General features: G+C 73.5%; 22 protein-coding genes and 1 tRNA gene. 8 read left to right on the top strand and 15 right to left on the bottom strand.

All coding sequences use genetic code 11. The features are described 5' to 3' along the window. Positions 1-96: 96 nt before the first annotated feature. On the top strand, positions 97-243 hold the full coding sequence (locus ABC795_RS03215) for a hypothetical protein (RefSeq protein ID WP_347059451.1): 147 nt from the start codon (positions 97-99) through the stop codon (positions 241-243). Between the two features lie 85 nt (positions 244-328). Here the strand turns inward: ABC795_RS03215 and ABC795_RS03210 are convergent, their stop codons facing one another. The 4 genes from ABC795_RS03210 to ABC795_RS03195 form a co-directional block, all read right to left on the bottom strand. Continuing rightward, a complete protein-coding gene (locus tag ABC795_RS03210) occupies positions 329-1624 on the bottom strand; it encodes a PhoH family protein (protein ID WP_347059450.1) in 1296 nt (431 codons plus the stop codon). A gap of 403 nt (positions 1625-2027) precedes the next feature. Further along, a complete protein-coding gene (locus tag ABC795_RS03205; RefSeq protein ID WP_347059449.1) occupies positions 2028-2417 on the bottom strand; it encodes a hypothetical protein in 390 nt (129 codons plus the stop codon). 3 nt (positions 2418-2420) lie between these two features. Continuing rightward, complete coding sequence (locus tag ABC795_RS03200) at positions 2421-3638, bottom strand: DUF885 domain-containing protein (RefSeq protein WP_347059447.1); 1218 nt, start codon at positions 3636-3638, stop codon at positions 2421-2423. A gap of 60 nt (positions 3639-3698) precedes the next feature. After that, positions 3699-4487: an isoprenyl transferase gene (locus ABC795_RS03195; protein ID WP_347059445.1), complete on the bottom strand. Its 789-nt coding sequence runs from the start codon at positions 4485-4487 to the stop codon at positions 3699-3701. A gap of 131 nt (positions 4488-4618) precedes the next feature. Here ABC795_RS03195 and ABC795_RS03190 point away from each other — a divergent pair, with 131 nt between their 5' ends. Further along, entirely contained in the window at positions 4619-5431 is an 813-nt protein-coding gene (locus tag ABC795_RS03190) for a hemolysin III family protein (RefSeq protein WP_347059444.1), read from the top strand. Positions 5432-5548: 117 nt separating this feature from the next. On the opposite strand, the gene ABC795_RS03185 is transcribed toward ABC795_RS03190, so the two are convergent. From ABC795_RS03185 to mca, 3 genes are all read right to left on the bottom strand, one after another. Beyond that, positions 5549-6799, bottom strand: a complete 1251-nt coding sequence (locus tag ABC795_RS03185) for a geranylgeranyl reductase family protein (RefSeq protein ID WP_347059443.1) — start codon at positions 6797-6799, stop codon at positions 5549-5551. Between the two features lie 232 nt (positions 6800-7031). Further along, positions 7032-7361 carry a hypothetical protein gene (locus tag ABC795_RS03180; protein WP_347059442.1) on the bottom strand — a complete coding sequence of 110 codons (330 nt, stop codon included), beginning with the start codon at positions 7359-7361 and terminating at the stop codon, positions 7032-7034. Continuing rightward, positions 7358-8245, bottom strand: a complete 888-nt coding sequence (gene mca, locus ABC795_RS03175; RefSeq protein WP_347059441.1) for a mycothiol conjugate amidase Mca — start codon at positions 8243-8245, stop codon at positions 7358-7360. Before mca ends, ABC795_RS03180 begins: the two co-directional genes overlap by 4 nt. 181 nt (positions 8246-8426) lie before the next feature. Between mca and greA the strand changes: the two genes are divergently transcribed. Continuing rightward, a complete protein-coding gene (gene greA / locus ABC795_RS03170) occupies positions 8427-8993 on the top strand; it encodes a transcription elongation factor GreA (RefSeq protein ID WP_347059440.1) in 567 nt (188 codons plus the stop codon). A gap of 7 nt (positions 8994-9000) precedes the next feature. Further along, positions 9001-9333, top strand: coding sequence for an RNHCP domain-containing protein (locus ABC795_RS03165; RefSeq protein ID WP_347059439.1), 333 nt, complete (start codon positions 9001-9003; stop codon positions 9331-9333). Between the two features lie 93 nt (positions 9334-9426). On the opposite strand, the gene ABC795_RS03160 is transcribed toward ABC795_RS03165, so the two are convergent. The 4 genes from ABC795_RS03160 to ilvA all read right to left on the bottom strand — a co-directional run bounded on the left by ABC795_RS03160 (position 9427) and on the right by ilvA (position 14739). Then, complete coding sequence (locus tag ABC795_RS03160) at positions 9427-11487, bottom strand: M3 family metallopeptidase (protein ID WP_347059437.1); 2061 nt, start codon at positions 11485-11487, stop codon at positions 9427-9429. 88 nt (positions 11488-11575) lie between these two features. Next, positions 11576-12379, bottom strand: a complete 804-nt coding sequence (locus tag ABC795_RS03155) for an ABC transporter permease (RefSeq protein ID WP_347059436.1) — start codon at positions 12377-12379, stop codon at positions 11576-11578. Then, the gene (locus ABC795_RS03150; protein ID WP_347059434.1) at positions 12376-13368 is read right to left on the bottom strand and encodes an ATP-binding cassette domain-containing protein; all 993 of its coding nucleotides are present in this window, start codon (positions 13366-13368) and stop codon (positions 12376-12378) included. Before ABC795_RS03150 ends, ABC795_RS03155 begins: the two co-directional genes overlap by 4 nt. Positions 13369-13473: 105 nt before the next feature. After that, entirely contained in the window at positions 13474-14739 is a 1266-nt protein-coding gene (ilvA, locus tag ABC795_RS03145; protein WP_347059432.1) for a threonine ammonia-lyase, read from the bottom strand. 70 nt (positions 14740-14809) lie between these two features. Here ilvA and ABC795_RS03140 point away from each other — a divergent pair, with 70 nt between their 5' ends. Further along, the gene (locus tag ABC795_RS03140; RefSeq protein ID WP_347059431.1) at positions 14810-16276 is read left to right on the top strand and encodes a sigma 54-interacting transcriptional regulator; all 1467 of its coding nucleotides are present in this window, start codon (positions 14810-14812) and stop codon (positions 16274-16276) included. A gap of 1 nt (position 16277) precedes the next feature. Continuing rightward, entirely contained in the window at positions 16278-18263 is a 1986-nt protein-coding gene (locus ABC795_RS03135) for a VWA domain-containing protein (protein WP_347059430.1), read from the top strand. Between the two features lie 58 nt (positions 18264-18321). Here the strand turns inward: ABC795_RS03135 and ABC795_RS03130 are convergent, their stop codons facing one another. Then, a complete protein-coding gene (locus tag ABC795_RS03130; RefSeq protein WP_347059429.1) occupies positions 18322-19692 on the bottom strand; it encodes a DUF2252 domain-containing protein in 1371 nt (456 codons plus the stop codon). Between the two features lie 92 nt (positions 19693-19784). Here ABC795_RS03130 and ABC795_RS03125 point away from each other — a divergent pair, with 92 nt between their 5' ends. Next, positions 19785-20816 carry an SGNH/GDSL hydrolase family protein gene (locus tag ABC795_RS03125; protein ID WP_347059428.1) on the top strand — a complete coding sequence of 344 codons (1032 nt, stop codon included), beginning with the start codon at positions 19785-19787 and terminating at the stop codon, positions 20814-20816. A gap of 124 nt (positions 20817-20940) precedes the next feature. After that, positions 20941-22161 (top strand): acetyl-CoA C-acetyltransferase, encoded by a 1221-nt coding sequence (locus tag ABC795_RS03120; RefSeq protein ID WP_347059427.1) that lies wholly within the window; start codon positions 20941-20943, stop codon positions 22159-22161. A gap of 132 nt (positions 22162-22293) precedes the next feature. Here the strand turns inward: ABC795_RS03120 and ABC795_RS03115 are convergent, their stop codons facing one another. From ABC795_RS03115 to ABC795_RS03105, 3 genes are all read right to left on the bottom strand, one after another. Then, complete coding sequence (locus tag ABC795_RS03115) at positions 22294-23163, bottom strand: Bax inhibitor-1/YccA family protein (RefSeq protein WP_347059426.1); 870 nt, start codon at positions 23161-23163, stop codon at positions 22294-22296. Between the two features lie 128 nt (positions 23164-23291). Continuing rightward, positions 23292-23365 (bottom strand) — tRNA-Leu (locus ABC795_RS03110). Between the two features lie 12 nt (positions 23366-23377). After that, positions 23378-24145: a uracil-DNA glycosylase gene (locus ABC795_RS03105; RefSeq protein WP_347059425.1), complete on the bottom strand. Its 768-nt coding sequence runs from the start codon at positions 24143-24145 to the stop codon at positions 23378-23380. Positions 24146-24147: the final 2 nt, after the last annotated feature.

The raw sequence follows: 24147 nt of genomic DNA, 5'->3' as shown, positions 1-24147 counted from the left end.
ACTTCGCCTGGGAGGACGCCCGCCTGGTGGGTGAGTTCGACGGCCGGGTGAAAGTACGGCCGGCTCCTGCGGCCGGGGGAGGCACCCGGCGACGCGGTGTTCGCCGAGAAGCTCCGCGAGGACACCGTCCGCGACGAGGACTGGGACGTGGTGCGCTGGGTGTGGGCGGACCTCGCCGCATCCCACCGGCTCGCCGCCCGGGTGCGCCGAGCGCACGAGCGGGCTGCCGACCGCCGTCGCTGACTGCTCCAGGGGCGGTCCTCGCGCTGCGGGGGCCTGCAGGACCCGCACAGCACGAGGAACACCCCCGGAGCGGCCGCGGCTCAGGTCAGAGCGGCAGGTCCTCCAGCATCTCGGTGACCAGTGCGGCGATCGGCGAGCGCTCGGACCGGGTGAGCGTCATGTGCGCGAACAGCACGTGCCCCTTGAGCTTCTCGATGACCGCGGTGATCCCGTCGTGCCGGCCGACCCGGAGGTTGTCCCGCTGGGCGACGTCGTGGGTGAGCACCACCCGCGAGTTGCTGCCCAGCCGGGACAGCACGGTCAGCAGCACACCCCGCTCGAGCGACTGCGCCTCGTCGACGATCACGAAGGAGTCGTGCAGCGACCGCCCGCGGATGTGGGTGAGCGGGAGGACCTCGATGAGGTCGCGGGCGGCGATCTCCTCGAGCACCTCCCGGGAGACCAGGGCGCCGAGGGTGTCGTAGACCGCCTGCGCCCAGGGCGACATCTTCTCGCCCTCGCTGCCCGGCAGGTAGCCGAGCTCCTGCCCGCCGACGGCGTACAGCGGTCGGAAGATGACCACCTTCTTGTGCGCCCGACGCTCCATCACCGACTCGAGCCCGGCGCACAGCGCCAACGCCGACTTGCCGGTGCCCGCCCGGCCACCGAGCGACACGATGCCGATCTCCGGGTCCAGCAGCAGGTCCAGGGCCACCCGCTGCTCGGCCGAGCGCCCGTGCAGCCCGAACGCCTCACGGTCACCGCGGACCAGGCGCACCTGCTTGTCGGGCAGCACCCGGCCCAGCGCCGAGCCGCGCGAGGAGAGCAGCACCAGACCGGTGTGCGTCGGCAGCTCGGCCGCAGCCGGCAGGAATGCCTCGCCCGTCTCGTAGAGCTCGTCGAGCTCCACGTCTTCGAGGCTCAGCTCGGCCATCCCGGTCCAGCCGGCGTCGACGGCGTCGAGCACCCGGTACTCGTCGGCCTCCAGGCCGACCGCCGCCGCCTTGACCCGCAGCGGCACGTCCTTGGTCACCAGGCAGACGTCCCTGCCCTCGGCCCGGAGGTTGAGCGCCACCATCATGATCCGGCTGTCGTTGCTGTCGTTCCGGAAGCCGGCCGCCAGCACCGACGGGTCGCTGTGGTTGAGCTCGACGTGCAGCGTGCCGCCCTCCTCCCCCACCGGGACGGGGGCGTCGAGCCGGCCGTGGGTGACCCGCAGGTCGTCCAGGATGCGCAGCGTCTGGCGGGCGAACCACCCCAGCTCCGGGTGGTTGCGCTTGTCCTCCAGCTCCCCGATGACGACGAGCGGCAGCACCACGTCGGCGTCCCCGAAGCGCAGCAGCGCGCCGGGGTCGGAGAGCAGGACCGAGGTGTCGAGGACGAACGTGCGGCGAGTGTTCACGAGTCGGCTCCCGTGGGGCGCCACTCCGATGACAGAGCGCGCCCCGGCTCGAAGGTGACCGGGCCCCGGCACAGGGGCCGGGTACCGGCCCCTCTGGACGACGAACGCAGTCGCACCAACCGGGCCTCCCGTGAACGGCGAGGGCAGCTCGCCGTTCACCGCGGACGCTAGGCCCGGGGAGTGACATCCGCGTGACGTGCACCCGACGAGAAGGAATGCGTGTCACCCGTACGGCTCAACCGCACCAGCGGTCCCACACGGTCGGGCAGTCCGATCCGCGGCGGAACCGGCGCACCCCCGGGAACCACCCGAGCACCGCCGGCAGCACCGTCGTCGACGACGCCCCACCACGCGGTCGCGGTGCCGTAGCCGCCGGTTGCCCGGGGGCGTCAGCGGGGGCCGGTCACCACCGCTCGCCGGTGCCGTCGGACCGGGGGCGCAGCGCCGGTCGCTCGACCGTGTCGGTGCGCTCGCCCGGTGGCGGCCACCGGCGGTCGTCGCCGTCCCACGCCCCCTTGTCCCACGCCTCGTCGTATGGCCCGTCCTCGTACCGCTCGTCGGCCCACTCCTCCTCGTCGGCCCACCGGTCCTCGTGACGCCGGGAGTGCACGGGACCCCGCGCCGGGCGCCGGGGCCGGAGCGCGACCAGCGCCCAGACGGCGGGCACCAGCAGCACCGGCCACTGCACCGCGGGGTCACCGAACCGGACCATGCCCGCGACGAGCAGCGCGGCCAGCCAGCCCGCGGTCCACAGCCCCAGGAACCGGGCCCGTGCCGGGTAACGGGCGCGCACGGGTCAGGCGGCCGGGATCTCGGCGGCGATCCGCTGCGGGGTCAGCGGCTCGTCGAGCAGGCGGACGAAGCGGTCGGCGACCGGCTGCGCCGCGGGGCGGGCGGCCAGCCACCGCGAGAGCAGGTCGAACCCCTCCACGTAGGTGGAGATGTAGGCCCGCCACAGCGGATCGGTGAGGAAGCGGATCTGCTGCCGGGCCCGCTCGGGGCTGACCAGGGCCCACCGCTGCAGGTAGGCGCTGACCTCGTCGGCGTCGGCCCCCCGGTCGTGCAGGAGCACCGCGGCGTCCTGCCGCACCCGGTTGAGCGGGGCCGCCGCGGCCGCGATCCGCTCGGCGAGGACGCCGTCGAACCGAAGCCCGAGGTCACCCAGGATCTCCGCCGACCAGGCCCCCCAGTCCTCGCCGATGGCCGCCGGCACGCCGAGGTCGGCCAGTCCCTCGGCCATCAGGCACTCGGGGGTGTTGACCAGGAAGACCGTGTGCTCCAGCCGCCCCGACCGCTCGACCAGACCGGTCTCCTTGCGGCAGTGCTCGGTGTGGTGCCCGGGATAGGACTCGTGCGCCACCAGGTGCGGCAGCTGGGAGAGCCGGTGCGGCAGATCGGCGTTGATGGCGACGCGGGACCGGTAGCCGCCCTCGTAGTAGTTGAACCCCGACCACGGCTTGTCGGTGACCACCTCGTACCGCACCGTCTCGATCTCCGGGAGCCCGTACTGGCCCCGCACCCGGTCGCGCAGCGCGCTCGACAGCGCCTGCACCGCGGTCTCCAGCCGGTCCGGCGGGCACTCCTCCCGACGCCGGTGCGCCGCGTACCGCTCCGCCAGCGAGCCGTCGCCGGGCAGCAGGGCGTCCAGCTCCGCGTGCGCGCCGGCGTACGCGGCCTCGTCGCCGAGCTCGACGTCGACCTGGAAGTAGCTGCGGACCTCCTCGACGAAGCCGACCGGCTCCCCGCTCATCTTCCGGGCGCTGCACTCCAGGCCGGTGAGCTGACCGCGGAGGAAGTCCGCCCGGTCGTCGGGCAGGCCCGCAGCGTCGAGGTGGCGCAGGAGCTCCCGCGCACGGTCGCGCAGCTGCTGCGGCGTGGGGGCGGGCTCGTCCTGCACCTGCGCCCGGATCCGCGGGTCGCCGGTGTAGGCGTCGACGAAGCCGGACTCCAGACGGTCGAAGCGCAGCCCCAGCCGCACGTACTCCAGGGCGACGTCGAGAGCTCCCGCGGTCATGGAGGCAGTTTCGCAGCCGCGGCCGCGGCCCGGACCGCCGGTGCCGGGCGTCGGCCGGCCCTACTCGCCGAACCGCCGGTGGCGCGCGGAGTAGTCACGCAGCGCACGCAGGAAGTCGATCCGCCGGAAGTCCGGCCAGTAGACGTCGGTGAAGTGGAACTCCGCGTTGGCCGTCTGCCACAGCAGGAAGCCCGACATCCGCTGCTCTCCGCTCGTGCGGATGACCAGGTCGGGGTCGGGCTGGCCACGGGTGTAGAGGTGGTCGGCGATGTGCTCGACGTCGAGCACCTCCACCAGCTCCTCCAGCGAGGTGCCGCGGGTCGCGTGCTCGGCCAGCAGGGAGCGGACCGCGTCGGCGATCTCCCGCCGTCCGCCGTAGCCGACCGCGAGGTTCACCGTCGCCCCCGCCCGGTCGCAGGTGTCCTCCTCGGCCTGCTTGAGGACGGCGACCGTCTCCGGCGGCAGCACCTCCGCCGCCCCCATCTGCCGCACCTTCCACCGCCGGCCCGGGCGGGAGAGGTCGACCGCGACGTCCTCGATGATCCGCAGGAGCGGCTGCAGCTCGGAGTCGGGCCGGCGCAGGTTGTCGGTGGAGAGCATGAACAGGGTGACCACCTGCACCCCGGCGTCGTCGCACCAGCCCAGCAGGTCGACGATCTTGTCCGCGCCCCGACGGTGCCCGTGGACGACGTCCTCCAGGCCGATCGAGCGCGCCCACCGACGGTTGCCGTCCATGATCACGCCGACGTGCCTCGGCACGTCGGCGTCCACCAGCGCACGCGCCAGCCGCCGCTCGTAGAGCTGGATGAGCGCGTCACGGACCCGCCGGCGCACCCCCACGGCGGTCACCCTAGGCCCCTCGCCGCCGGTCGGCCGGGAGCCCGCCGGGCCGGTCGCGCCTCCACCGGCATCCGGCCTGGCAGGAAGCTCACAGCCCGTTCCGGATGACGGACAATCTACGGCTCCGTAGCCTCGGGCCCATGACCGTTCCACCCTCCGATCGCGCCGCAGTCCGGGTGGAGGCCGACGGGGCGGAGCTCCAGTCCGAGGACCGGCAGGCGATCGGCACCGTCGCGGCGGAGGGCGAGCAGGTCGAACAGACCTGGACCGCCGCGGACTTCGACGACGACGACTGGGAGCACCCCGACACGCGACCCCGCGCGCGGGGGTGGATCCACCTGTTCTCCTTCTTCGGCGCGATCGTCGCCGGAGCGGTGCTCGTTCCGCTGGCCTCGATGCAGGGCGCCCGGGCGGGGTGGTCGGTGGCGGTCTACTGCCTCACCATCTGCGGACTGTTCGGCATCAGCGCCCTCTACCACCGCCGGCGCTGGTCACCGCGCGGCTGGAAGACCATGAAGCGGCTCGACCACTCGATGATCTTCCTGTTCATCGCGGGCACGTACACGCCGTTCGCGCTGCTCGCCGTCGACCAGCCGACCGGCTACTGGGTCCTCACCGGCGTCTGGGCCGGTGCCCTGGCCGGCGTCTGCCTCAAGATGACCTGGCCGACGGCGCCGCGGTGGGTCGGCGTCCCGCTCTACATCGGCCTCGGCTGGGTCGCCGTCTTCATCCTCACCGACATCCTGCACATCGCCGGCGTCGCCTCGCTCGTGCTGCTCGCCGTCGGCGGGGTGCTCTACACCCTCGGCGGGATCGCCTACGGCATCAAGAAGCCGAACCCCTGGCCGGGCACCTTCGGCTACCACGAGGTCTTCCACGCGATGACCGTCGTCGCAGCGATCTGCCACTACATCGCCGTGTACTTCGCGGTGTACAACTCTCCCTTCGTCTGACCTCCGGTCAGACACCGCGGCCGATTACCGTTCGCCGGTTGCGCTGAGCCCTTCCCGTCCGCCCTCGGGGGACCCTTCGGGCCCCCGCTCGCCCGGACCGGCTGTCGCCGCTGGTGGTCAGCTGAAGGGCTTGCGGTCGTCCAAGCGCACGGACAGCCGTCCCGCCGTGCGCCAGAGGCGGGCGACCGCGTCGCGGTCCTCGTCGGTGACGAGGTTGCCCATCACCCGCAGCGCGACGGTCATCAGCGCCCGCGAGCGCATGCCGACCGGCCCGGCCGCCGGGAGGAAGCGCGGCACCGTGAGCAGCCCGGCCAGCCGCCGCGCGATGGAGAACGCCTCGCCGTAGTGCCGGCGCAGCGTCGCCGGCCACGCCGCGGTCCAGTCGTCCTCGCCGAGCAGCCCGGCGAGGGTGCGCCCGGTCTCCAGGCCGTAGTCGATGCCCTCGCCGTTGAGCGGGTTCACGCACCCGGCCGCGTCCCCGATCAGCGCCCAGTTCCGCCCGGCCACGCCGGACACCGCACCCCCCATGGGCAGCAGCGCCGACGCCGGCAGCCGGACATCGCCGTCCAGCCGCCACTCCCCGCGTCTGGACTCGGTGTAGGTCTCCAGCAGCGCCTTGAGCTGCACTCCGGCCGGACGGCGGGAGGTGGCCAGGGTGCCGACGCCGACGTTGACCTCGCCGGCCTCCGCGCCCAGCGGGAAAACCCAGCCGTAGCCGGACAGCAGCTCGCCGTCGGCGCCGCGCAACTCCAGGTGCGAGGAGATCCACTCATCGTCAGCGCGGCCGGAGGTCACGTAGCCACGCGCGGCGACCCCGTAGGCGGTGTCGCGGTGCCACTCGCGCCCGAGCACCCGGCCCAGCGGGGAGCGCACCCCGTCGGCGACGACGAGCCGCCGGCAGGAGACCGTGCTCCGGCTGTCGTCGGCGTGCTCGAACACCACACCGGTGACCCGGTCGCCGTCCCGCTCGACGTCGACGGCCCGGGCGCCGTCGACGGCGACCGCGCCGGCGTCGAGCGCCGCCTGCCGGATGCGGGCGTCCAGCTGGGTGCGCGGCACGGCGCTGCCGTGGTCGGGGAAGGCGCCACCCGGCCAGGGCAGCTGCCACTCCCGGCCGAACCCGGCGGCGCGCAGGCCCCGATTGCGGGCCTTCGACCGTGCCCACTCCCCCAGGCCCAGGTGGTCCAGCTCGGCGATCGCCCGCGGGGTCAGCCCGTCACCGCAGGTCTTGTCACGCGGAAAGACCGCGGCGTCGGCGAGCACCACGTCGCGCCCGGCACGGGCCGCCCACGCGGCGGCGGCGGACCCCGCCGGGCCCGCACCCACCACGAGGACGTCGCTGGCTGCGGGAACGGCGTCGACGGGCACGGCAGCCAGTGTCCCTGGCCGCCGGCCACCGGGGTCAGCCGACCTGCGGCCCCGGGCCCGGACCTCCTCGACCGAGGCCATGTCCCCCCGCAGCTCGGTCGGCCACTCGCGGACGGGCGTCCACGGGAACGGCCGTCGCTGCGCCCAGAGCGGACCCCAGACCATGCCGCTTCGCCGGGTGAGCCAACGGGCAGACCGGAGCGCGTTCCGCCGCGGTCTTCCCGGGCGGAGGTCAGCTCCGGGCGTCGCCGTCCCGGCGCGGCGGCTCGATCGCCAGTGGCGCCCGCCGCAGGGTGTCTAGCAGCTCCTGACCGGGCTCGCGCCGGGCCTCGTCCAGACCGGAGAGGTCGTCGGGGACGTCGACCCGCTCCTCCTGGTCCGCGGAGTCGAAGCTGCGGGGCAGCTTCTTCAGGTGGCCGCTCATCGACCTGACCAGCAGCGCGGCCGCGATGAAGAGCACCACGATCAGGAGCAGGCCGAGCGGGCCGGCCTTCCCGACGTCCTGCGGGAGCTGCTGCTGAGCTGCGGCGAGAATGCTCACCGCGTCCACGGGTGCGGTCATCGGACGGTCACCTCACTGCGGATGCCGGCGAACAGGTCGTCCTCCGGGGTGGTGGTGTCGACCAGCGAGCGGGCCAGCTCGTAGTCCTCCGTGGGCCAGATCTGCTGCTGGGTGTCCACCGGGCAGGCGAACCAGCGGCCCAGCGGGTCGATCTGGGTGGCGTGCGCGATCAGCGCGGCGTCGCGCACCGGGAAGTACTCACCGCACGGGACGCGGGTGGTGACCCGGTGGGAGATGTCGTGCGCGGGGTCCCACTTCTCCAGCCACTCGGCGTAGGGCGACTCCGCGCCGGTCGCGAGGATGGCCTCGTGCAGCGCCTTCGTGCGCGGCAGCGTGAAGCTCATGTGGTAGTAGAGCTTGCTCGGCTGCCAGGGGTCGCCGAGCTCCGGGTACCGGTCTGGATCGCCGGCGGCCTCGAAGGCGTGCACCGAGATCTCGTGGGTCTTGACGTGGTCGGGGTGCGGGTACCCGCCGCGCTCGTCGTAGGTGGTGATCACCTGCGGCTTGAAGCGGCGGATCAGCGCGACCAGCGGAGCAGCGGCCTCCTCGATCGGCACGAGGGCGAAGCAGCCCTCCGGCAGCGGGGGCAGCGGGTCGCCCTCGGGCAGCCCGGAGTCGACGAAGCCGAGGAACTCCTGCTCGATGCCGAGGATCTCGCGGGCCCTGGCCATCTCCTCGACGCGGATCTGCGGCAGCCGCTCCCAGACCTCGGGGCGGTCCATCGCCGGGTTGAGCACCGAGCCGCGCTCGCCGCCGGTGGCGGTGGCCACCATCACGCGGACGCCCTCGGCGACGTACTTCGCCATCGTGGCGGCGCCCTTGCTCGACTCGTCGTCCGGGTGAGCGTGCACGGCGAGCAGGCGCAGCTGGTCGGGTTGGGTCACCCGGACAGTGTCCCTCGCCGGACGACGAGGACGGCGGATGGTCATCCGTGTGTGGCAGACGCCTCGCGGGTGAGCGGCCCGAACGCCCGGAACGTGTCGTCGATCACGCCCCGATACACTGCGGTTCCGCATCCCGGGCGGGGCCGCGCATCGCAGCGTCGGCCGCTCCCGCGGTGTTAGCTTGGCCGGATCGACCACCGCCGTCCGCACCGGACGGCACCCCGAGTTCCAGGAGTTCTCCCACGTGTCCACCCCCACTGACGAGCAGGACCAGGGCATCTGGCTCACCCAGGAGGCCCACGACCGGCTGAAGGCCGAGCTCGACCAGCTGGTGGCAAACCGCCCGGCCATGGCCGCCGAGATCAACGCCCGCCGCGAGGAGGGCGACCTCAAGGAGAACGGCGGCTACCACGCCGCCAAGGACGAGCAGGGCAAGCAGGAGGGGCGCATCCGCCAGCTCACCGACCTGCTGCGCAAGGCGCACGTGGGCGAGCCGCCGACGAAGGTCACGCACGCCGCCACCGGCACCGTCATCACCATCCGGTTCGAGGGCGACGACGACACCGAGAAGTTCCTGCTCGGTTCGCGCGAGATCGCCGGCACGACGGACCTGACCGTCTACTCCCCCGAATCGGCCCTCGGCGCGGCGATCATGGGCGCGAAGCCGGGCCAGAAGGTCACCTACCAGGCGCCCAACGGCCGGAGCATCACCGTCGAGGTCGTCGGCATCGAACCGTTCGTCCCCTGACCGTTCGGTGACCACGCCGCGCGCCCGTTCCCGGCGGGCGGAGAACACCGGCTTCCCGTGCGTGCACTGCGCCGCACGGGTGCCGGCGAACACCGACGGGCACTACCGCAACCACTGCCCGTACTGCCTGTGGTCGCTGCACGTCGACGACCTGCCGGGCGACCGCGCCAGCGAGTGCCGGCAGCCCATGGAGCCGATCGGGCTGGTGGAGAAGTCGGGCAAGGGCTGGCAGGTGGTCCACCGCTGCACGGCGTGCGGCCACCGCCAGCCCAACCGGCTGGTCCGCGACGGCGACGCTCCTGACGACCTGGACCTGGTGCTCAGCCTTCCCTGGCTCTGAGTGGCGCTCTGGGGGCGAAAACTCCCGGCTCGGGAGTTCTGCAGGACCCGCAGCGCGGGAGCTGGCCCCCCAGAGCGGCGGCGGCCCCGGCGATCAGGCCGGCGCCAGGCCCCGGCGGCGGAGCAGCGGCTGAGGGTCGGCGTCGCGGCCACGCACGGCGCGGAAGGCATCCAGCGGATCTACCGAGCCACCCACCGCGAGCAGCCGCCGCCGGAAGACGTCGCCGTTCTCCCGGCGCAGGCCGCCGTTCTCCTTGAACCACTCCACGGTGTCGGCGTCGAGCACCTCCGACCAGATGTAGGAGTAGTAGCCGGCCGAGTACCCGCCGGCGAAGACGTGCTGGAAGTACGTGGTCCGGTACCGCGGCGGCACGAGCGCGGAGGCCACACCCGCCGCCTCGAGGGCGGCGCGCTCGAAGGCCACCGGGTCGCCGATCCCGGTCTCCGGGGTGATGCGGTGCCACGCCTGGTCCAGCAGGGTGGCGCCGAGGTATTCCAGCGTCGCGAAGCCCTCGCCCCACAGCTGCGCGGCGTCGATGGCCTCGACGACCGAACTCGGCAGCGGCTCGCCGGTCTCCACGTGCCGCGCGTAGTCGGCCAGGACCTCGGGCCAGAGCGCCCACATCTCGTTGACCTGGCTCGGGAACTCGACGAAGTCGCGCGGCACCGCGGTGCCCGAGAAGCGCGGGTAGGTCACCGCGGAGCTCAGCCCGTGCAGCGCGTGCCCGAACTCGTGGAAGAGGGTGTTCACCTCGTCGAGCGTGAGCAGTGTGGGCTGTCCGTCGGGCGCCCGCGACACGTTGAGGTTGTTGACGACGACCGGGCGGGTGCCGAGCAACCGCGACTGGCGCACGAACGAGCTCATCCACGCTCCGCCGCGCTTGCCCTCGCGGGCGAAGAAGTCACCCAGGTAGAGCCCGACCTCGGCGCCGTCGGCGTCGCGGACCTCCCACACCCGGACGTCGGGGTGGTAGCCGGCGAGGTCGGGGCGCGGGGTGAACCGGAAGCCGTAGAGCCGAACCGCTGCGGAGAAGACGCCGTCGACCAGGACCCGGTCGAGCTCGAACCAGGGGCGCAGCGCGGCGGTGTCGACGGCGTAACGCTCGGTCCGCACCTGCTCGGAGTAGAAGGCCCAGTCCCAGGCGGCGAGCTCGACGCCGTCGCGGGCGGCGACCTCCCGCAGCACGTCGGCCTCCGCCTCCGCGTTGGCCACCGACGCCGGCACCATCGAGGCGAGCATCTCGTCGACCGCGGCCGTGGTGCGGGCAGTGGAGTCGGCGAGCACGAGGTCGGCGTGGGTGTCGAAGCCGAGCAGCCGGGCACGCTCGGCGCGCGCCCGGGCGATCCGCTCGGCGACCGGCCGGTTGTCGTGCTCGCCGGCCGAGGCCCGGTTCGTGGACGCCTCGAACACCCGGCGGCGCAGTTCCCGGTCACGCAGCTTCGTCAGCACCGGCTGGCCGGTGGGGAGCACCAGGGTCAGCAGGTACCCGTCGAGGCCGCGGTCGGCAGCTGCCCGCGCGGCGGTGGCCAGCTCCTCGCCGGTGAGCCCGTCCAGCTGGGCCGCGTCGGTGACGTGGACCGCCGCGGTCTCGGTCGCCAGCTGGAGGTTCTGCCCGAATGTCGTCGAGAGCTCCGACAGCTCCTGGTTCAGCTCGCCGAGACGGGCCCTGTCGGTGTCGTCGAGCCGGGCGCCGGCGAGCACGAAGTCGAGGTGGTAACGCTCGACCAGGCGCAGCGCCTCGGCGTCCAGCCCGGCGTCGTGCCGGGCGCCGTGCACCGCGTCCACCCGGGCGAAGACGGCCGGGTCCAGCCGCAGGGCGTCCTCGTGCGCGGCGGCCAGCGGGGCGATCTCCCGTTCGATCTCCCGCAGCCGGGGGGTGGCCACCGAGGAGGAGAGGTTGCCGAACACCGACCACGCCCGATCCAGCAGCGCCCCGGACCGCTCCAGCGCCACGATGGTGTTCTCGAAGGTCGGCGGCTCGGGGTCCTCGACCATGGTCGCCACCTCCCGCCGGTGCTCGGCCATGCCCGCCAGCAGGGCCTCGCGGCAGTGCTCGAGGGTGATCCCGCCGAACGGGGGCAGCCCGAACGGCAGCTCCGACGGCGCGGCGAGCGGGTTGTCGACGGACAGGGCGGGGGTGGACTCGGCGCTCATCGGTCGCCAGTCTCCACCCCCGCCGTGACCTGCCGCAGGGGCCACCGCGAGCGGTGCCGCGATCCGGTGCCAGCGCAGGCGCGCTCGCTCAACGGCTGGCCGTGCGCTGGTAGATCCTCACCGAGAGAGGGATGAAGACGGCGAGCAGGACGGCCGACCACAGCAGCGTGTAGAGCACGGGGTTCTGCAGGGACCACGCGTCGGCGACCTCGAGGATCGGAGCGGTGTTGCCGAACAGCTCCCGGGCCGCCTGCACGACCGCCGACACCGGGTTCCAGTCGGCGATCCACTTCAGCACCGTCGGGAAGTTGTCCGTCGGGACGAAGGTGTTGGCGATGAAGGTGAGCGGGAAGATCACGATGAAGCTGGCCTGCTGCACCACCTCCGGGGCCCGGACCAGCAACCCGACGGTCGCCATCAGCCAGCTCATGGCGTAGGCGAACAGCAGCAGCAGCGCGAACCCGGCCAGCGCTTCGCCGATCGACGACCGGATCCGCCACCCGACGACCAGCCCCGTGACGCCCATGACGACGATGGACAGCGCGTTGAGCGCGAGATCGGCGACGGTGCGGCCGACCAGCACGGCCGACGGCGCCATGGGCAGGGAGCGGAACCGGTCGATGAGCCCCTTCTGCAGGTCCTCGGCCAGGCTGGCCCCGGTGATCGTGCTCCCGAAGACGATGGTCTGCGCGAAGATCCCGGGCAACAGGAACTCCGCGTAGCTGATGCCCTGGATGGGGATGGCGCTGCCGAACACGTAGCGGAACAGCAGCACGAACATGATCGGCGACAGCGTCGCGAAGACGATCAGCTCCGGTACCCGCTTCACCTTGACCAGGTTGCGGCGGGTGATCGTCAGGCCGTCCTCGACGGCGACGGACAGCGAGCTCATCGGTCACTCCCCACGGTCGCGGCAGCGGGCGCGGCAGCCTCGTCGCCGTCCTCGGCGACCCGCCCGGTCAGCGCCAGGAAGACGTCGTCGAGGTCGGGGCGTCGGAGACCGACGTCGACGATCTCCGCGGCGCAGCCGTCGAGCCGGCGCAGCGCGTCGGCGAGCACCTCCGCTCCACCGCTGACCGGCAGGCTGAGTCGTCGGCCCGGCCCGTCGACCTGTGGCTGGTCCACCGCCAGCGGCGCCAGCCGCTGCACCATGTCGGGGAGCACCCTGGCGTCGGTGACGGTGAACTCCAGCCGCCGGCCCCCCACCTGCGCCTTGAGCTCGTCGGCGGTGCCGCGGGCGATGACCCGGCCGCGGTCGATCACCACCATGCGGTCGGCCAGCCGGTCGGCCTCCTCCAGGTACTGCGTGGTGAGCAGGATCGTCGTCCCGCCGTCGGCGAGCTCGGAGATGAACTCCCACATGGCCAGCCGGCTGCGCGGGTCGAGACCGGTGGTCGGCTCGTCGAGGAACAGCACCGGCGGGCGGTTGATCAGCGAGGCCGCGATGTCCAGGCGGCGCCGCATGCCGCCGGAGTAGGTCTTCGCCGGCCGGTTCGCCGCCCCGGAGAGGTCGAAGCGCTCGAGCAGCTCGCCGGCCCGCCTGCGCGCCTCGGCCTTGCCGAGCCGGTAGAGCCGCCCGACCATCTCCAGGTTCTCGAAGCCGGTGAGGTACTCGTCAACGGCGGCGTACTGGCCGGTGAGCCCGATCGCCGCGCGCACCCGGTCGGCGTCGCGGGCCACGTCGAGCCCCACGACCTCCGCCCGCCCGTCGTCGGCGGCGAGCAGGGTGGTGAGGATGCGCACCACCGTCGTCTTCCCCGCGCCGTTCGGGCCGAGCAGCCCGAGCACCGAGCCCTCGGCCACGGTCAGGGACACCCCGTCGAGCGCGGTGGTGGCGCCGAAGCGCTTGACCAGCCCCTCGACCACGATCGCGTCGGTCATGAGACGCACGCTAGGGGGCGGCGGTGACACTTCTCGAACGCTTTCCTCGATGGCGTGCACATCCGTGCTCCTCGCTCCGCGCCCCGCACGGTGCGAGGTCGGGAGCTAGGACCGGGGGCGCCCGGTGGACTCATCGGTGCGCGACTGCTCGGGGGTGACGGCGTAGCCGGCCCGGCGCAGCGCGGACACCACCTCGTCGGCGTGCGCGGGCCCGCGGGTCTCCAGGACGACGAAGACCTCCACCTCGCCGATCCGCAACCGGGTGCCGGTGCGCTCGTGCTCGACCTCCAGCACGTTGGCGCCCACGGCGGCGAGCTCGGCGAGGACGGCGGCCAGCGAGCCCGGGCGGTCGGGCACCCGCAGGCGCAGCGAGAGGTACCGCCCCGCCGCGGCCATGCCGTGCTGGACGACCTTGAGCAGCAGCACCGGGTCGATGTTGCCGCCGGAGACGACCGCCACCACGGGCGGTGCGAACGCCGCCGGGTCGGCCAGGACGGCGGCCACCGCCGCGACACCGGCCGGCTCGACGACGAGCTTGGCCCGCTCCAGGCAGAACAGCAGTGCCCGGGACAGGTCCTCCTCGCTGACCGTGCGCACCTCGTCGACCAGGCGCCGCACGTGGGCGAAGGTGAGGTCCCCGGGCATCGGGACCGCGATGCCGTCGGCCATGGTGACCATGCTCTCCAGCGCGATCGGACGCCCCGCCGCCAGCGAGCCGGGAAGTGCCGCCGCCGACTCCGCCTGCACCGCGACGACCCGCACGTCGGGACGGCGCTCCTTGACCGCGGCCGCGATGCCGGAGACCAGTCCCCCGCCGCCGGCGCAGACCAGGACCGTCGCCACCTCGGGGCACTGCTCGAGGACCTCCAGCCCGACGGTCCCCTGCCCGGCGATGACGTCCGGGTGGTCGAACGGGTGGATGAAGACCGCTCCGGTCCGCCGGGCGTGCTCGGCGGCGGCCACCAGCGGCTCGGCCAGCGACTGCCCGAGCATCTCGATGGTGGCGCCGTAGTGGCGCGTGGCGGCCACCTTGGGCAGCGGCGCGGTCTCCGGCATGTAGACCGTCGCCTCGGCGCCCAGCAGCCGCGCGGCGAGGGCAACCCCCTGGGCGTGGTTCCCGGCGCTGGCGGCGACCACTCCGCGGGCCCGCTCGCCGTCGCTCAGCCGGGCGATCCGCGTGTAGGCACCGCGGATCTTGAACGACCCGGCGCGCTGCAGGTTCTCGCACTTGAGCCACACCGGGCCGCCCACGCGGTCGGCCAGCCCGCGCGAGTGCTCCAGCGGGGTGCGCCGGACGACGCCGGCGAGCAGCTCCGCCGCGGCCTCGACGTCCTTGCCGGTGACGAGCGGCGGCCCACCGGATCCGGTCACCCGGGGATCCTCGCAGGCGGCGGCGCCGACGGACGCCCGGACCCGCGTTCCTCGTCGTACCGTGGCGGAGGTGACGGACACCCCCGCACCGGCAACCCCCGCCCCCGCACCCACCACCCTCGGCGAGCTCCGCGCCACCGGCGTTCCCTTCCGCCCGGTCAAGGCGGAGCTCCGCGCCAACCTGCTCGCCCGCCTCGCCGCCGGCGAGGCGACCCTGCCCGGCATGGTCGGCTTCGAGGACACCGTGCTCCCCGAGGTCGAGCGGGCACTCATCGCCGGCCACGATCTCGTTCTCCTCGGTGAGCGCGGCCAGGGCAAGACCCGGCTGATCCGCACCCTGGTCGGACTGCTCGACGAGTGGACACCGGTCCTGGTCGGCAGCGAGCTCAACGAGCATCCGCTCAGCCCCGTCAGCGTCTGGGCACACCGGCAGATCGCCGAGCACGGCGACGCCGCTCCCGTGGGCTGGCTGCACCGCAGCGAGCGGTTCGGCGAGAAGCTGGCGACGCCGGACACCAGCGTCGGCGACCTCATCGGCGACGTCGACCCGATCAAGGTCGCCGAGGGCCGCACGCTCGGCGACCCGGAGACCGTCCACTACGGCCTCGTCCCCCGCACCAACCGCGGCATCTTCAGCGTCAACGAGCTGCCCGACCTCGCCGAGCGCATCCAGGTGGCGCTGCTCAACGTCCTGGAGGAGCGGGACATCCAGATCCGCGGCTACCGGGTGCGGCTCCCCCTGGACCTGCTGCTGGTGGCCAGCGCCAACCCCGAGGACTACACCAACCGCGGGCGGATCATCACCCCGCTCAAGGACCGGTTCGGCGCCGAGGTGCGCACCCACTACCCGATCGAGCTCGCCGACGAGATCCGGCTGCTGGAGCAGGAGGCGCAGACCAGCGGGCTCGGGGCACCGGGCGGGCAGGACTCCCTCGACGCGCCCGTCGTCCCGGCCCACCTGGTGGAGATCGTCGCGCGGTTCACCCGGCTGGTCCGCGAGTCCAGCCACGTCGACCAGCGCTCCGGCGTCAGCGCCCGGTTCGCCATCGCGGGCCTGGAGACCGTCGCCGCCTCCGCCGTCCGCCGCGCCGCCGTGGCTGGGGAGGCGCGGCCGGTGGCCCGGGTCGTGGACCTGCCGAGCATCGTCCCGGCCAGCCGCGGCAAGGTGGAGTTCGCCGACGCGGGCTCCGACCCCGACGACGACCGCGAGCTGGAGATCCTGGAGCACCTGCTGCGCCAGGCGACCGCGCAGACGTTCCGCGCCCGCTGCGCCGGGCTCGACCTCACCGGCCTGCAGGAGCACTTCACCGGCGGGGAGACCGTCGAGTCCGGCGACCTGGTGCCCGCCCCGGTGCTGCTGGGCCAGCTGGGCACGATCCCGAAACTGGCCGAGCTGCTCGGCCGGCTCGGCGTGCCCGAGGGCGACCAGTCCGCCGAGCAGGCGGCGGCGGCCGTGGAGTTCGCGCTGGAGGGGTTGCACCTCACCCGCCGGCTGGCCAAGGACACCGACGGCGGCCGCACCGTCTACGGGGCCTGACGTGAGCACGCGACGTCCGCGCGGCTACCGGTACGGGGCCTGGCGGGGTGGCCCCGACCCGCTGGCCCCGCCCTACGACCTGGGCAACGCCGTCGACGAGATCGGCGACTCGGTGCTGGGCGGCAGCGGGGTGCGCGAGGCGCTGCGCGAGCTGCTCCGCCGGGGCACCGAGGGCCGGCGCGGGCTCGACGAGCTGCGCCGGGCGGTGCGCGACCGGCTGCGTCAGGCGCGCACCGCCGGGCGGATGGACGGCACCCTGCAGGAGGTCCGGGAGCTGCTCGACCGGGCCGTCGGGGCCGAGCGCCGCGAGCTGTTCCCCGACCCCGACGACGCCGCGCGCCTGGCCGAGGCCGAGCTCGACGCGCTGCCGGAGGACACCTCCGGGGCGGTCCGCGCGCTCAAGGACTGGTCGTGGCGCTCGGCGGAGGGGCGGCAGGCCTACGAGCAGATCCAGGACCTGCTGCGCCGGGAGGTGCTCGACAGCTCGTTCGCCTCGATGAAGCAGGCGCTGCAGGACGCCGGCGAGCAGGACCTGCAGGCGGTCAAGGACATGGTCGCCGACCTGTCCCGGCTGGTCGACGCGCACAACCGGGGTGAGGACACCGACCAGCAGTTCGCCGACTTCATGGCGGATCACGGGCAGTTCTTCCCCGACGAGCCGCAGTCGGTCGAGGAGCTCATCGACTCGCTGGCCCGCCGGGCGGCCGCGCAGGAGCGGATGATGGCCGGCCTCTCCCCCGAGCAGCGCGCCGAGCTGGCCGACCTGATGGCGCAGACGATGGAGGACATGGGGTTGGCCAGCGAGATGGCCCACCTCTCCGACGCGCTGCGCCAGGCCCGCCCCGATCTGCCGTGGGGGCAGCGCGGGCAGGTCCCCGACGGCGAGCAGTCCCTCGGCCTGGGCGACGCCACCAGCGCCGTGGCCGAGCTCGCCGACCTGGAGGCGCTGTCGAACCAGCTCTCGCAGGGCTACGCCGGCGCCTCGCTGGCCGACGTCGACGAGGAGCTGCTGCAGCGTGCGCTCGGCCGCTCCGCCGCCGACGACCTGGCCGCCCTCCGGCAGCTCGAGCGGGAGCTGGAGCGCCAGGGCTACCTGAACCGGTCCGGGGGCACCCTGGAGCTCTCTCCCAAGGCCGTCCGCCGGCTGGGTGCGACCGCGCTGCGCCGGGTCTTCGCCCAGCTCGACGCCACCGGCCGCGGTGAGCACGACGTCGCCGACGCCGGGGCGGCCGGGGAACTCACCGGCGGCTCGCGGGAGTGGCGGTTCGGCGACGAGCAGCCGCTGGACGTCGTCCGCACCGTCCGCAACGCCGTGCTGCGGACGGCGGGCGAGCCACGCCGGGAGGGGCAGCGGCGGGTCCACATCGCCGTCGAGGACTTCCAGGTGGTGGAGACCGAGCGGCGCACCGGGGCCGCCGTCGCGTTGCTGGTCGACCTGTCCTACTCCATGGCGCTGCGCGGGACCTGGGCGGCGGCGAAGTCGACGGCGATGGCGCTGCACTCGCTGGTGACCACCCGCTTCCCGCAGGACGCCATCGAGATCATCGGCTTCTCGTCCACCGCCCAGGTGCTGCGCCCGGAGACCCTCGCCGAGCTCTCCGTGGACACGCTGCAGGGCACCAACCTCCAGCACGGGCTGATGCTGGCCCGGCGGTTCCTGGCCCGGCACCGGGACGCCGAGCCGGTGGTCCTGGTGGTCACCGACGGGGAGCCGACCGCCCACCTGGAGGACGACGGGACGCCGTTCTTCTGCTGGCCGCCGATGCCGGAGACGATCGCCCGGACCGTGGCCGAGGTGGAGCGGGTGGCCCGGTCGGGGGCGACGGTGAACGTCTTCGCCCTCGACCCCGACCCCGGCCTGGTGCACTTCGTCCACGACCTGACCCAGCGGGCCGGTGGACGCGTGTTCCAGCCCGACACCGAGCGGCTCGGCGAGTACGTCGTCGCCGACTACCTCCGCACCCGCCGGGGACGACGCGCGCGCTGAGCGGTCGAGTGCCCAGTCGCGGTCGATCGGGACGGCGCGCCGGCGCGCGTCGCCGGCGTCAACTGCCCACTCGGCGCGCGCGCCGGCCCCCCGGCAGGGGGAGCGAGCCGCTGGAGCTGATCCCCGGGATGGCCCCCGCGCGGAAGGCGTTCACGAACAGCCGGTGATCGGTCTGAGTGCGGTGCGCGTAGGAGTGCGCGAACTCGACCAGGTCGGCGACGAACTCCTCCCGCCGGTCGCCCACCATCGCGGTGATCGCCTCCTCGGTCTGGAACGGCACCAAGGTGTGGTCGCTGTCGGCGTCGCCGACGCAGTGCAGCTTCGCGGTGGCGCGGCCGAGTTGGGTCAGCACCGGGGCGATCTCCTCGGGCTCGGTGAGGTCGTCCCAGTCCAGGTCGAGCTCGTAGGGCGAGAGCTCGGCGACGACGAAGCCCCGCCCATCCATCTCGGTGTAACCGAGGAACTGCGAGGTGTTCGCCTGCAGCGACCGCTGGCTCAACGCCGTGCGGTGGCCCTCGTTCTCGAAGTAACCGCGGATCTCCGGATCGGTGACGACCCGGCTGGGCGCCGCCACGTTGCCCTGCTTCAGCGACAGCACGACGTCGTTCTCCAGCGCCTGGTCGTACCCCTCGAGCAGGACGTTGTAGGCCGGCAGCCCGGCGCTGCCGATGCCGAACCCGCCGGTGCCGATGACGTCCTTCACGTCGTAGGTGACCTCCCGGCGCCGCTGCCCCTTCGGCACGGTCTCCCGGTAGCGCTCGAGGGCGGCGAGCACGCGGTCCCGCTCCTCGTCGCCGAGCCGGCGGTTGCGGGCCCGGTCGGCGAAGCGCCGCTGGAAGTCCTCCACCACGGTCATGCGGTCCAGCAGGCCCATGCGGGTGCGCGCCGTCGTCTCCAGGATCAGCTCGCGCACCGCGCCCTCGGTGTTCCCGGCGAGCAGCGCGAACGACCGGTCCTCGTCGGAGCGGGTGAACGCCTCCACCTGCTCCAGGTAGGCACGGAGGTAGACGCCCAGCAGCTCGCTGATGACGTCGTCACCGAGCGCCTTGCGCCACGACAGCAACGCGAAGCTGGCGCAGAAGCGGCGCAGGTCCCAGCTGACGTGCCCGAGGTAGGCCTCGTCGAAGTCGTTGACGTCGAAGACGATCCGGCCGGCGCTGTCCATGTAGGTGCCGAAGTTCTCCGCGTGCAGGTCACCCTGGATCCACACGCGCGACGTGCGCTCGTCGCACCACCGATCCTCCGTCGTCGCCATGTCGGCGTAGAACAGAGGGGCGCTCCCCCGGTAGAAGGCGAATGGATCGGCCGCCATCTTGCGGAACTTCGTACGGAAGGCGTCGGCGTCGGCGTCCATGAGCTCGCCGAAGGCCTCGACGAGGACGTCGACGATCTGCCGCGTCCGGTCGTCGGGGTCGGGGGACTGGCTCACACCAGGGAGGGATGGGGGCACAGGTTGCACCGTAGGGGGCCGATAACGTCGGTGGCGCCCCGACGCATGCACCGACCAGGGACGGAGGGACCATGATCCGCACGGACACGGCCCGACGGCTGGCCACCGGAGCCGCGTACGGCGGCGGCGGGGTGGGCATCGCCGGGGCCGCCCTGGTCGCCCTGCTCCGCGAGGAGGCACGGGCCGCCCGCCGCAGGGTCGAGGCCCGCACCACCAAGGGCGACCCGCCGTCGGGCGACGGGGTCTACGGCCGGGGCCGCGGCACGCCCATCGTGCTGGCCGTGCTGGGTGACTCCAGCGCCGTCGGGCTCGGCGTGCACCGCGCCGCCGAGACCCCCGGCGTGCTCGTCGCCGCGGGCCTGGCCGAGCTCGCCGAGCGGCCGGTCCGCCTGGTGCGCCTGGCGAAGTCCGGCGCCCGCGCCGCCGACCTGGAGGTGCAGGTCGACCGCGCCCTGGCCGAGCGGCCGACGGTCGCGGTGATCATGATCGGGGCCAACGACGTCACCGCCCGCACCTCGACGGCGGTCTCCGTCGGCCACCTCACCGATGCGGTCCGCCGGCTGACCGCGGCCGGCTGCGAGGTCGTCGTCGGCACCTGCCCCGATCTGGGCACCATCCGGCCGATCGCCCAGCCGCTGCGCACGCTGGCCCGCCGGTGGAGCCGGCAGATGGCAGCCGCGCAGACCGTCGCCGTCGTCGAGGCCGGGGGCCGGACGGTCTCCCTCGGTTCGCTGCTCGGGCCCGCGTTCGCCTCCGACCGCACCATGTTCAGCGTGGACGAGTTCCACCCCAGCGGCGCCGGCTACGCCGCGGCGGCAGCGGTCCTGCTGCCGTCGGTCGCCGACGCGCTCGGCGTGTGGCCGGCGCGCGCGGACCGGGGCCTGCGCTCGCTCCGCCGCGACACCGTCCGGCCCGTCGCCCACGCCGCGGCACGGGCCGCCAACCGTCCCGGCACCGAGGTGCAGGCCGCCGAGGTGGCCGGCTCGGACACCGGCCCCCGCGGCCCGTGGGCGCTGCTGCGGCGGCGCCGCCCCACCGAGGTGCCGACGCCCGAGCAGGCGGAACACGCCGAGGCGGAGGCGGGGACGCCGGTCGCCGGCTGAGAAAGGACCCCGTCCTGCCCACCCCTCGCGTGCTCGGGGCGGTACCCGGGACGGGGCCGGGTAGTTTCGAGGTGACCGACGTCCGGCGATCCGCGCCCGGACCCCCCTCATCGTGGAGGCTCTCATGCCCGAAGCCGTCATCGTCGCGACCGCGCGCTCACCCATCGGTCGTGCGTTCAAGGGCTCGCTGAAGGACATGCGGCCCGACGACCTGGCCGCCGCCGTCGTCCGTGCCGCCCTGGACAAGGTGCCCGCCCTCGACCCCACCGACATCGACGACCTGATGCTCGGCTGCGGCCTGCCCGGCGGCGAGCAGGGCTTCAACATGGGGCGCGTCGTCAGCGTGCTGCTGGGCATGGACCACCTGCCCGGCACGACGATCACCCGCTACTGCTCCTCGTCCCTGCAGACCACCCGCATGGCCATGCACGCCATCAAGGCCGGCGAGGGCGACGTCTTCATCTCCGCCGGTGTGGAGACCGTCTCGCGGTTCGTCAAGGGCAACAGCGACGCGATCCCCGACACCAAGAACCCGGTCTTCGCCGACGCCGAGGCCCGGGTGGCGAAGGTGGCCGAGAGCGGCGCCGACTCCTGGACCGACCCGCGCCAGAACGGCGAGATCCCCGACGTCTACATCGCCATGGGGCAGACCGCGGAGAACCTGGCGCTGCTCAAGGGCGTCACCCGCCAGGAGATGGACGAGTTCGCCGTCCGCAGCCAGAACCTCGCCGAGGAGTCGATCAACAACGGCTTCTGGGAGCGCGAGATCGTCCCGATCACCCTGCCCGACGGCACCGTGGTCACCAAGGACGACGGCCCGCGCCCCGGCACCACGCTCGAGGGCATCTCCGGCCTCAAGCCGGTCTTCCGCCCCGACGGCCGGGTCACCGCGGGCAACGCCTGCCCGCTCAACGACGGCGCCTCCGCCGTGGTGGTCATGAGCGACACCAAGGCCGCCGAGCTGGGTCTCACCCCGCTGGCCCGCGTGGTCTCCACCGCGGTCACCGGCCTCTCGCCGGAGATCATGGGCTACGGCCCGGTCGACGCCTCCCGTCTGGCCCTGCAGCGGGCCGGCATGACCATCGACGACATCGACCTCGTCGAGATCAACGAGGCCTTCGCCGCGCAGGTCATCCCGAGCTACCGGGACCTCGACGTCCCGATCGAGAAGCTGAACGTGCACGGTGGCGCCATCGCCGTCGGGCACCCCTTCGGCAGCACCGGCGCCCGGATCACCGGCACGCTGATCAACGGCCTGCAGACTCGGGACGTGACCTTCGGTCTGGAGACCATGTGCGTCGGTGGCGGCATGGGCATGGCGATGGTGCTCGAGCGCCTCTCCTGATTCGATCCTCCGGGGGCTCTCCGCACGGGGAGTCCCCGGAGGACCCCGCGCCGGCGGCGCGGGAGACCCCTGACACGACAGTGGCCCGGCCCCCTTGCGGGGACCGGGCCACTGTCTCGTGTGCGGACGAGGTCAGTCGTCCTGGAGGTAGCTCAGCAGGCGCAGGATCTCGATGTACAGCCAGATGACGGTCACGAGCAGACCGAAGGCGATGTACCAGGCGAACTTGGCCGGCGCCCCACGACGGATGGCCTCGTCGGCCATGTCGAAGTCGAGCAGCAGGAAGAACGCCGCCACACCGATCACGAGCAGGCTGAAGCCGATCGCCAGCGGACCACCGTCGCGCAGGCCCAGGCCGTTGCCGCCGCCGATCCACGCGGCCACGAAGTTGGCCACCATCAGGACCAGGACACCGATACCGGCGGCCATGACCCAGCGGGTCAGCTTGGGGGTGACGCGGATGGCGCCCGTCTTGTAGACCACCAGCATGCCGGCGAAAACACCGAAGGTGCCGATCAGCGCCTGCATGACGATGCCCGGGTAGACGTCGTTGAACGCCTCGCTGATCGCACCCAGGGCGACGCCGTAGAGCGCACCGTAGGCCAGCGTCGCGGCCGGGTTGGCGATCTGCTTGAAGGCGATCACCAGGCCGAGCACGAAGGCGACCAGGACCGACGGCAGGGCCAGGCCCCACGCCAGCTCCTGGGGGAGGAGCGCCCAGGTGACCGCCGCCGAGACGACGGTGACGAGGAAGGACAGACCCGTCTTCTGGACGACGTCGTCCATGGTCATGTACCGCGTCGCCTCGGTCGTCCCGTACGGGGACGGTGCGGTGTACGCGTCGTGCTGCGGCGCGGGGGCGCCGTACTGGGTCGGGGCCCCGTACTGCGGCGCGCCGTACCGGGGCCCGCCGTACTGGGGGGCGTTGCCCCAACCGGCGGACTGCTGGCCGGGGCCCGCATTACCGAACCCACGGCTGAACGCCGGGTTCCTACTGGGCATCGTCATCTCCTCGAGGTGACTTCTGGATCGTGGAGCCAACTTGGTGCACCCCACTCGGTCAGGTCAACGCCGGACACGCCCGAAGCGTTCCACGACACCCGCACGAGGGGAAACGGATGCCCCTCCGGTGCCCCCGGTCGGGTTCGAACCGACGCTGGGACCCTTTTAAGGGGCCTGCCTCTGCCGATTGGGCTACGGGGGCGTGCCCTGCACGCTAGCGGGGATCCCCCGCGAGCTCCGTGGCACGGGACAGCACGGCGTCGAGCATCGGCTCGGTGAGCCTGCCGGTGAAGGTGTTCTGCTGGCTCACGTGGTAGCTGCCCAGCAACGTCAGCGGGCCTCGGGGCCCGGACAGCGCCACCTCGACGCCGTGGCCGAACGCCGGCCGCGGCCGGGGCAGCGCGTACCCGGCGGCGGCCAGGACCGGCCACAGCGCCGTCCAGCCGAAGCCGCCGAGGACGACGACCACCCGCAGCCGCGGCAGCAGCTCCAGCTCCCGGGCCAGCCACGGCGAGCAGGTGTCCCGCTCCTCCGGCGTGGGCGCGTTCGCCGGCGGTGCGCAGCGCACGGCGGCAGCCACCCGGACGTCGGTGAGCTCCAGTCCGTCGCCGATGTGGGTGGAGGTCGGCTGGTTCGCCAGCCCGGCCCGCGAGAGCGCGGCGAAGATCCAGTCGCCGCTGCGGTCGCCGGTGAAGACCCGGCCGGTGCGGTTCCCGCCGTGGGCGGCCGGCGCCAGCCCGACGACGGCGATCCGGGCGTCGGCCGGCCCGAGCCCGGGCACCGGCCGGCCCCAGTAGTCCTGGTTGCGGAAGGAGGCCCGCTTGGTCCTGGCCACCTCCTCCCGCCACGCGACCAGCCGGGGGCAGGCGTAGCAGCCGGAGATGCGGGCGTCGAGGACGGCGAGGTCCCGGGCCGCACGGGCGCCGCGGACGACCCCGGCCGGCGTGCGGGTGACCGGGAAGCCGTCGGCGTCGAGTGCCATGC

The sequence above is a fragment of the Blastococcus sp. HT6-30 genome (assembly GCF_039729015.1).
GTDB lineage: Bacteria > Actinomycetota > Actinomycetes > Mycobacteriales > Geodermatophilaceae > Blastococcus.
The sequence above is the reverse complement of the archived record's forward strand: the minus strand, read 5'-3'. Positions and strand labels throughout refer to the sequence as shown.

Coding starts and splice junctions, on each gene's coding strand:
- ABC795_RS03200 (WP_347059447.1), bottom strand. CDS start 3,638: ATGACCGCGGGAGCTCTCGACGTCGCCCTGGAGTACGTGCGGCTGGGG.
- ABC795_RS03190 (WP_347059444.1), top strand. CDS start 4,619: ATGACCGTTCCACCCTCCGATCGCGCCGCAGTCCGGGTGGAGGCCGAC.
- ABC795_RS03180 (WP_347059442.1), bottom strand. CDS start 7,361: ATGACCGCACCCGTGGACGCGGTGAGCATTCTCGCCGCAGCTCAGCAG.
- ABC795_RS03160 (WP_347059437.1), bottom strand. CDS start 11,487: ATGAGCGCCGAGTCCACCCCCGCCCTGTCCGTCGACAACCCGCTCGCC.
- ABC795_RS03155 (WP_347059436.1), bottom strand. CDS start 12,379: ATGAGCTCGCTGTCCGTCGCCGTCGAGGACGGCCTGACGATCACCCGC.
- ABC795_RS03150 (WP_347059434.1), bottom strand. CDS start 13,368: ATGACCGACGCGATCGTGGTCGAGGGGCTGGTCAAGCGCTTCGGCGCC.
- ABC795_RS03125 (WP_347059428.1), top strand. CDS start 19,785: ATGATCCGCACGGACACGGCCCGACGGCTGGCCACCGGAGCCGCGTAC.
- ABC795_RS03120 (WP_347059427.1), top strand. CDS start 20,941: ATGCCCGAAGCCGTCATCGTCGCGACCGCGCGCTCACCCATCGGTCGT.
- ABC795_RS03115 (WP_347059426.1), bottom strand. CDS start 23,163: ATGCCCAGTAGGAACCCGGCGTTCAGCCGTGGGTTCGGTAATGCGGGC.
- ABC795_RS03105 (WP_347059425.1), bottom strand. CDS start 24,145: ATGGCACTCGACGCCGACGGCTTCCCGGTCACCCGCACGCCGGCCGGG.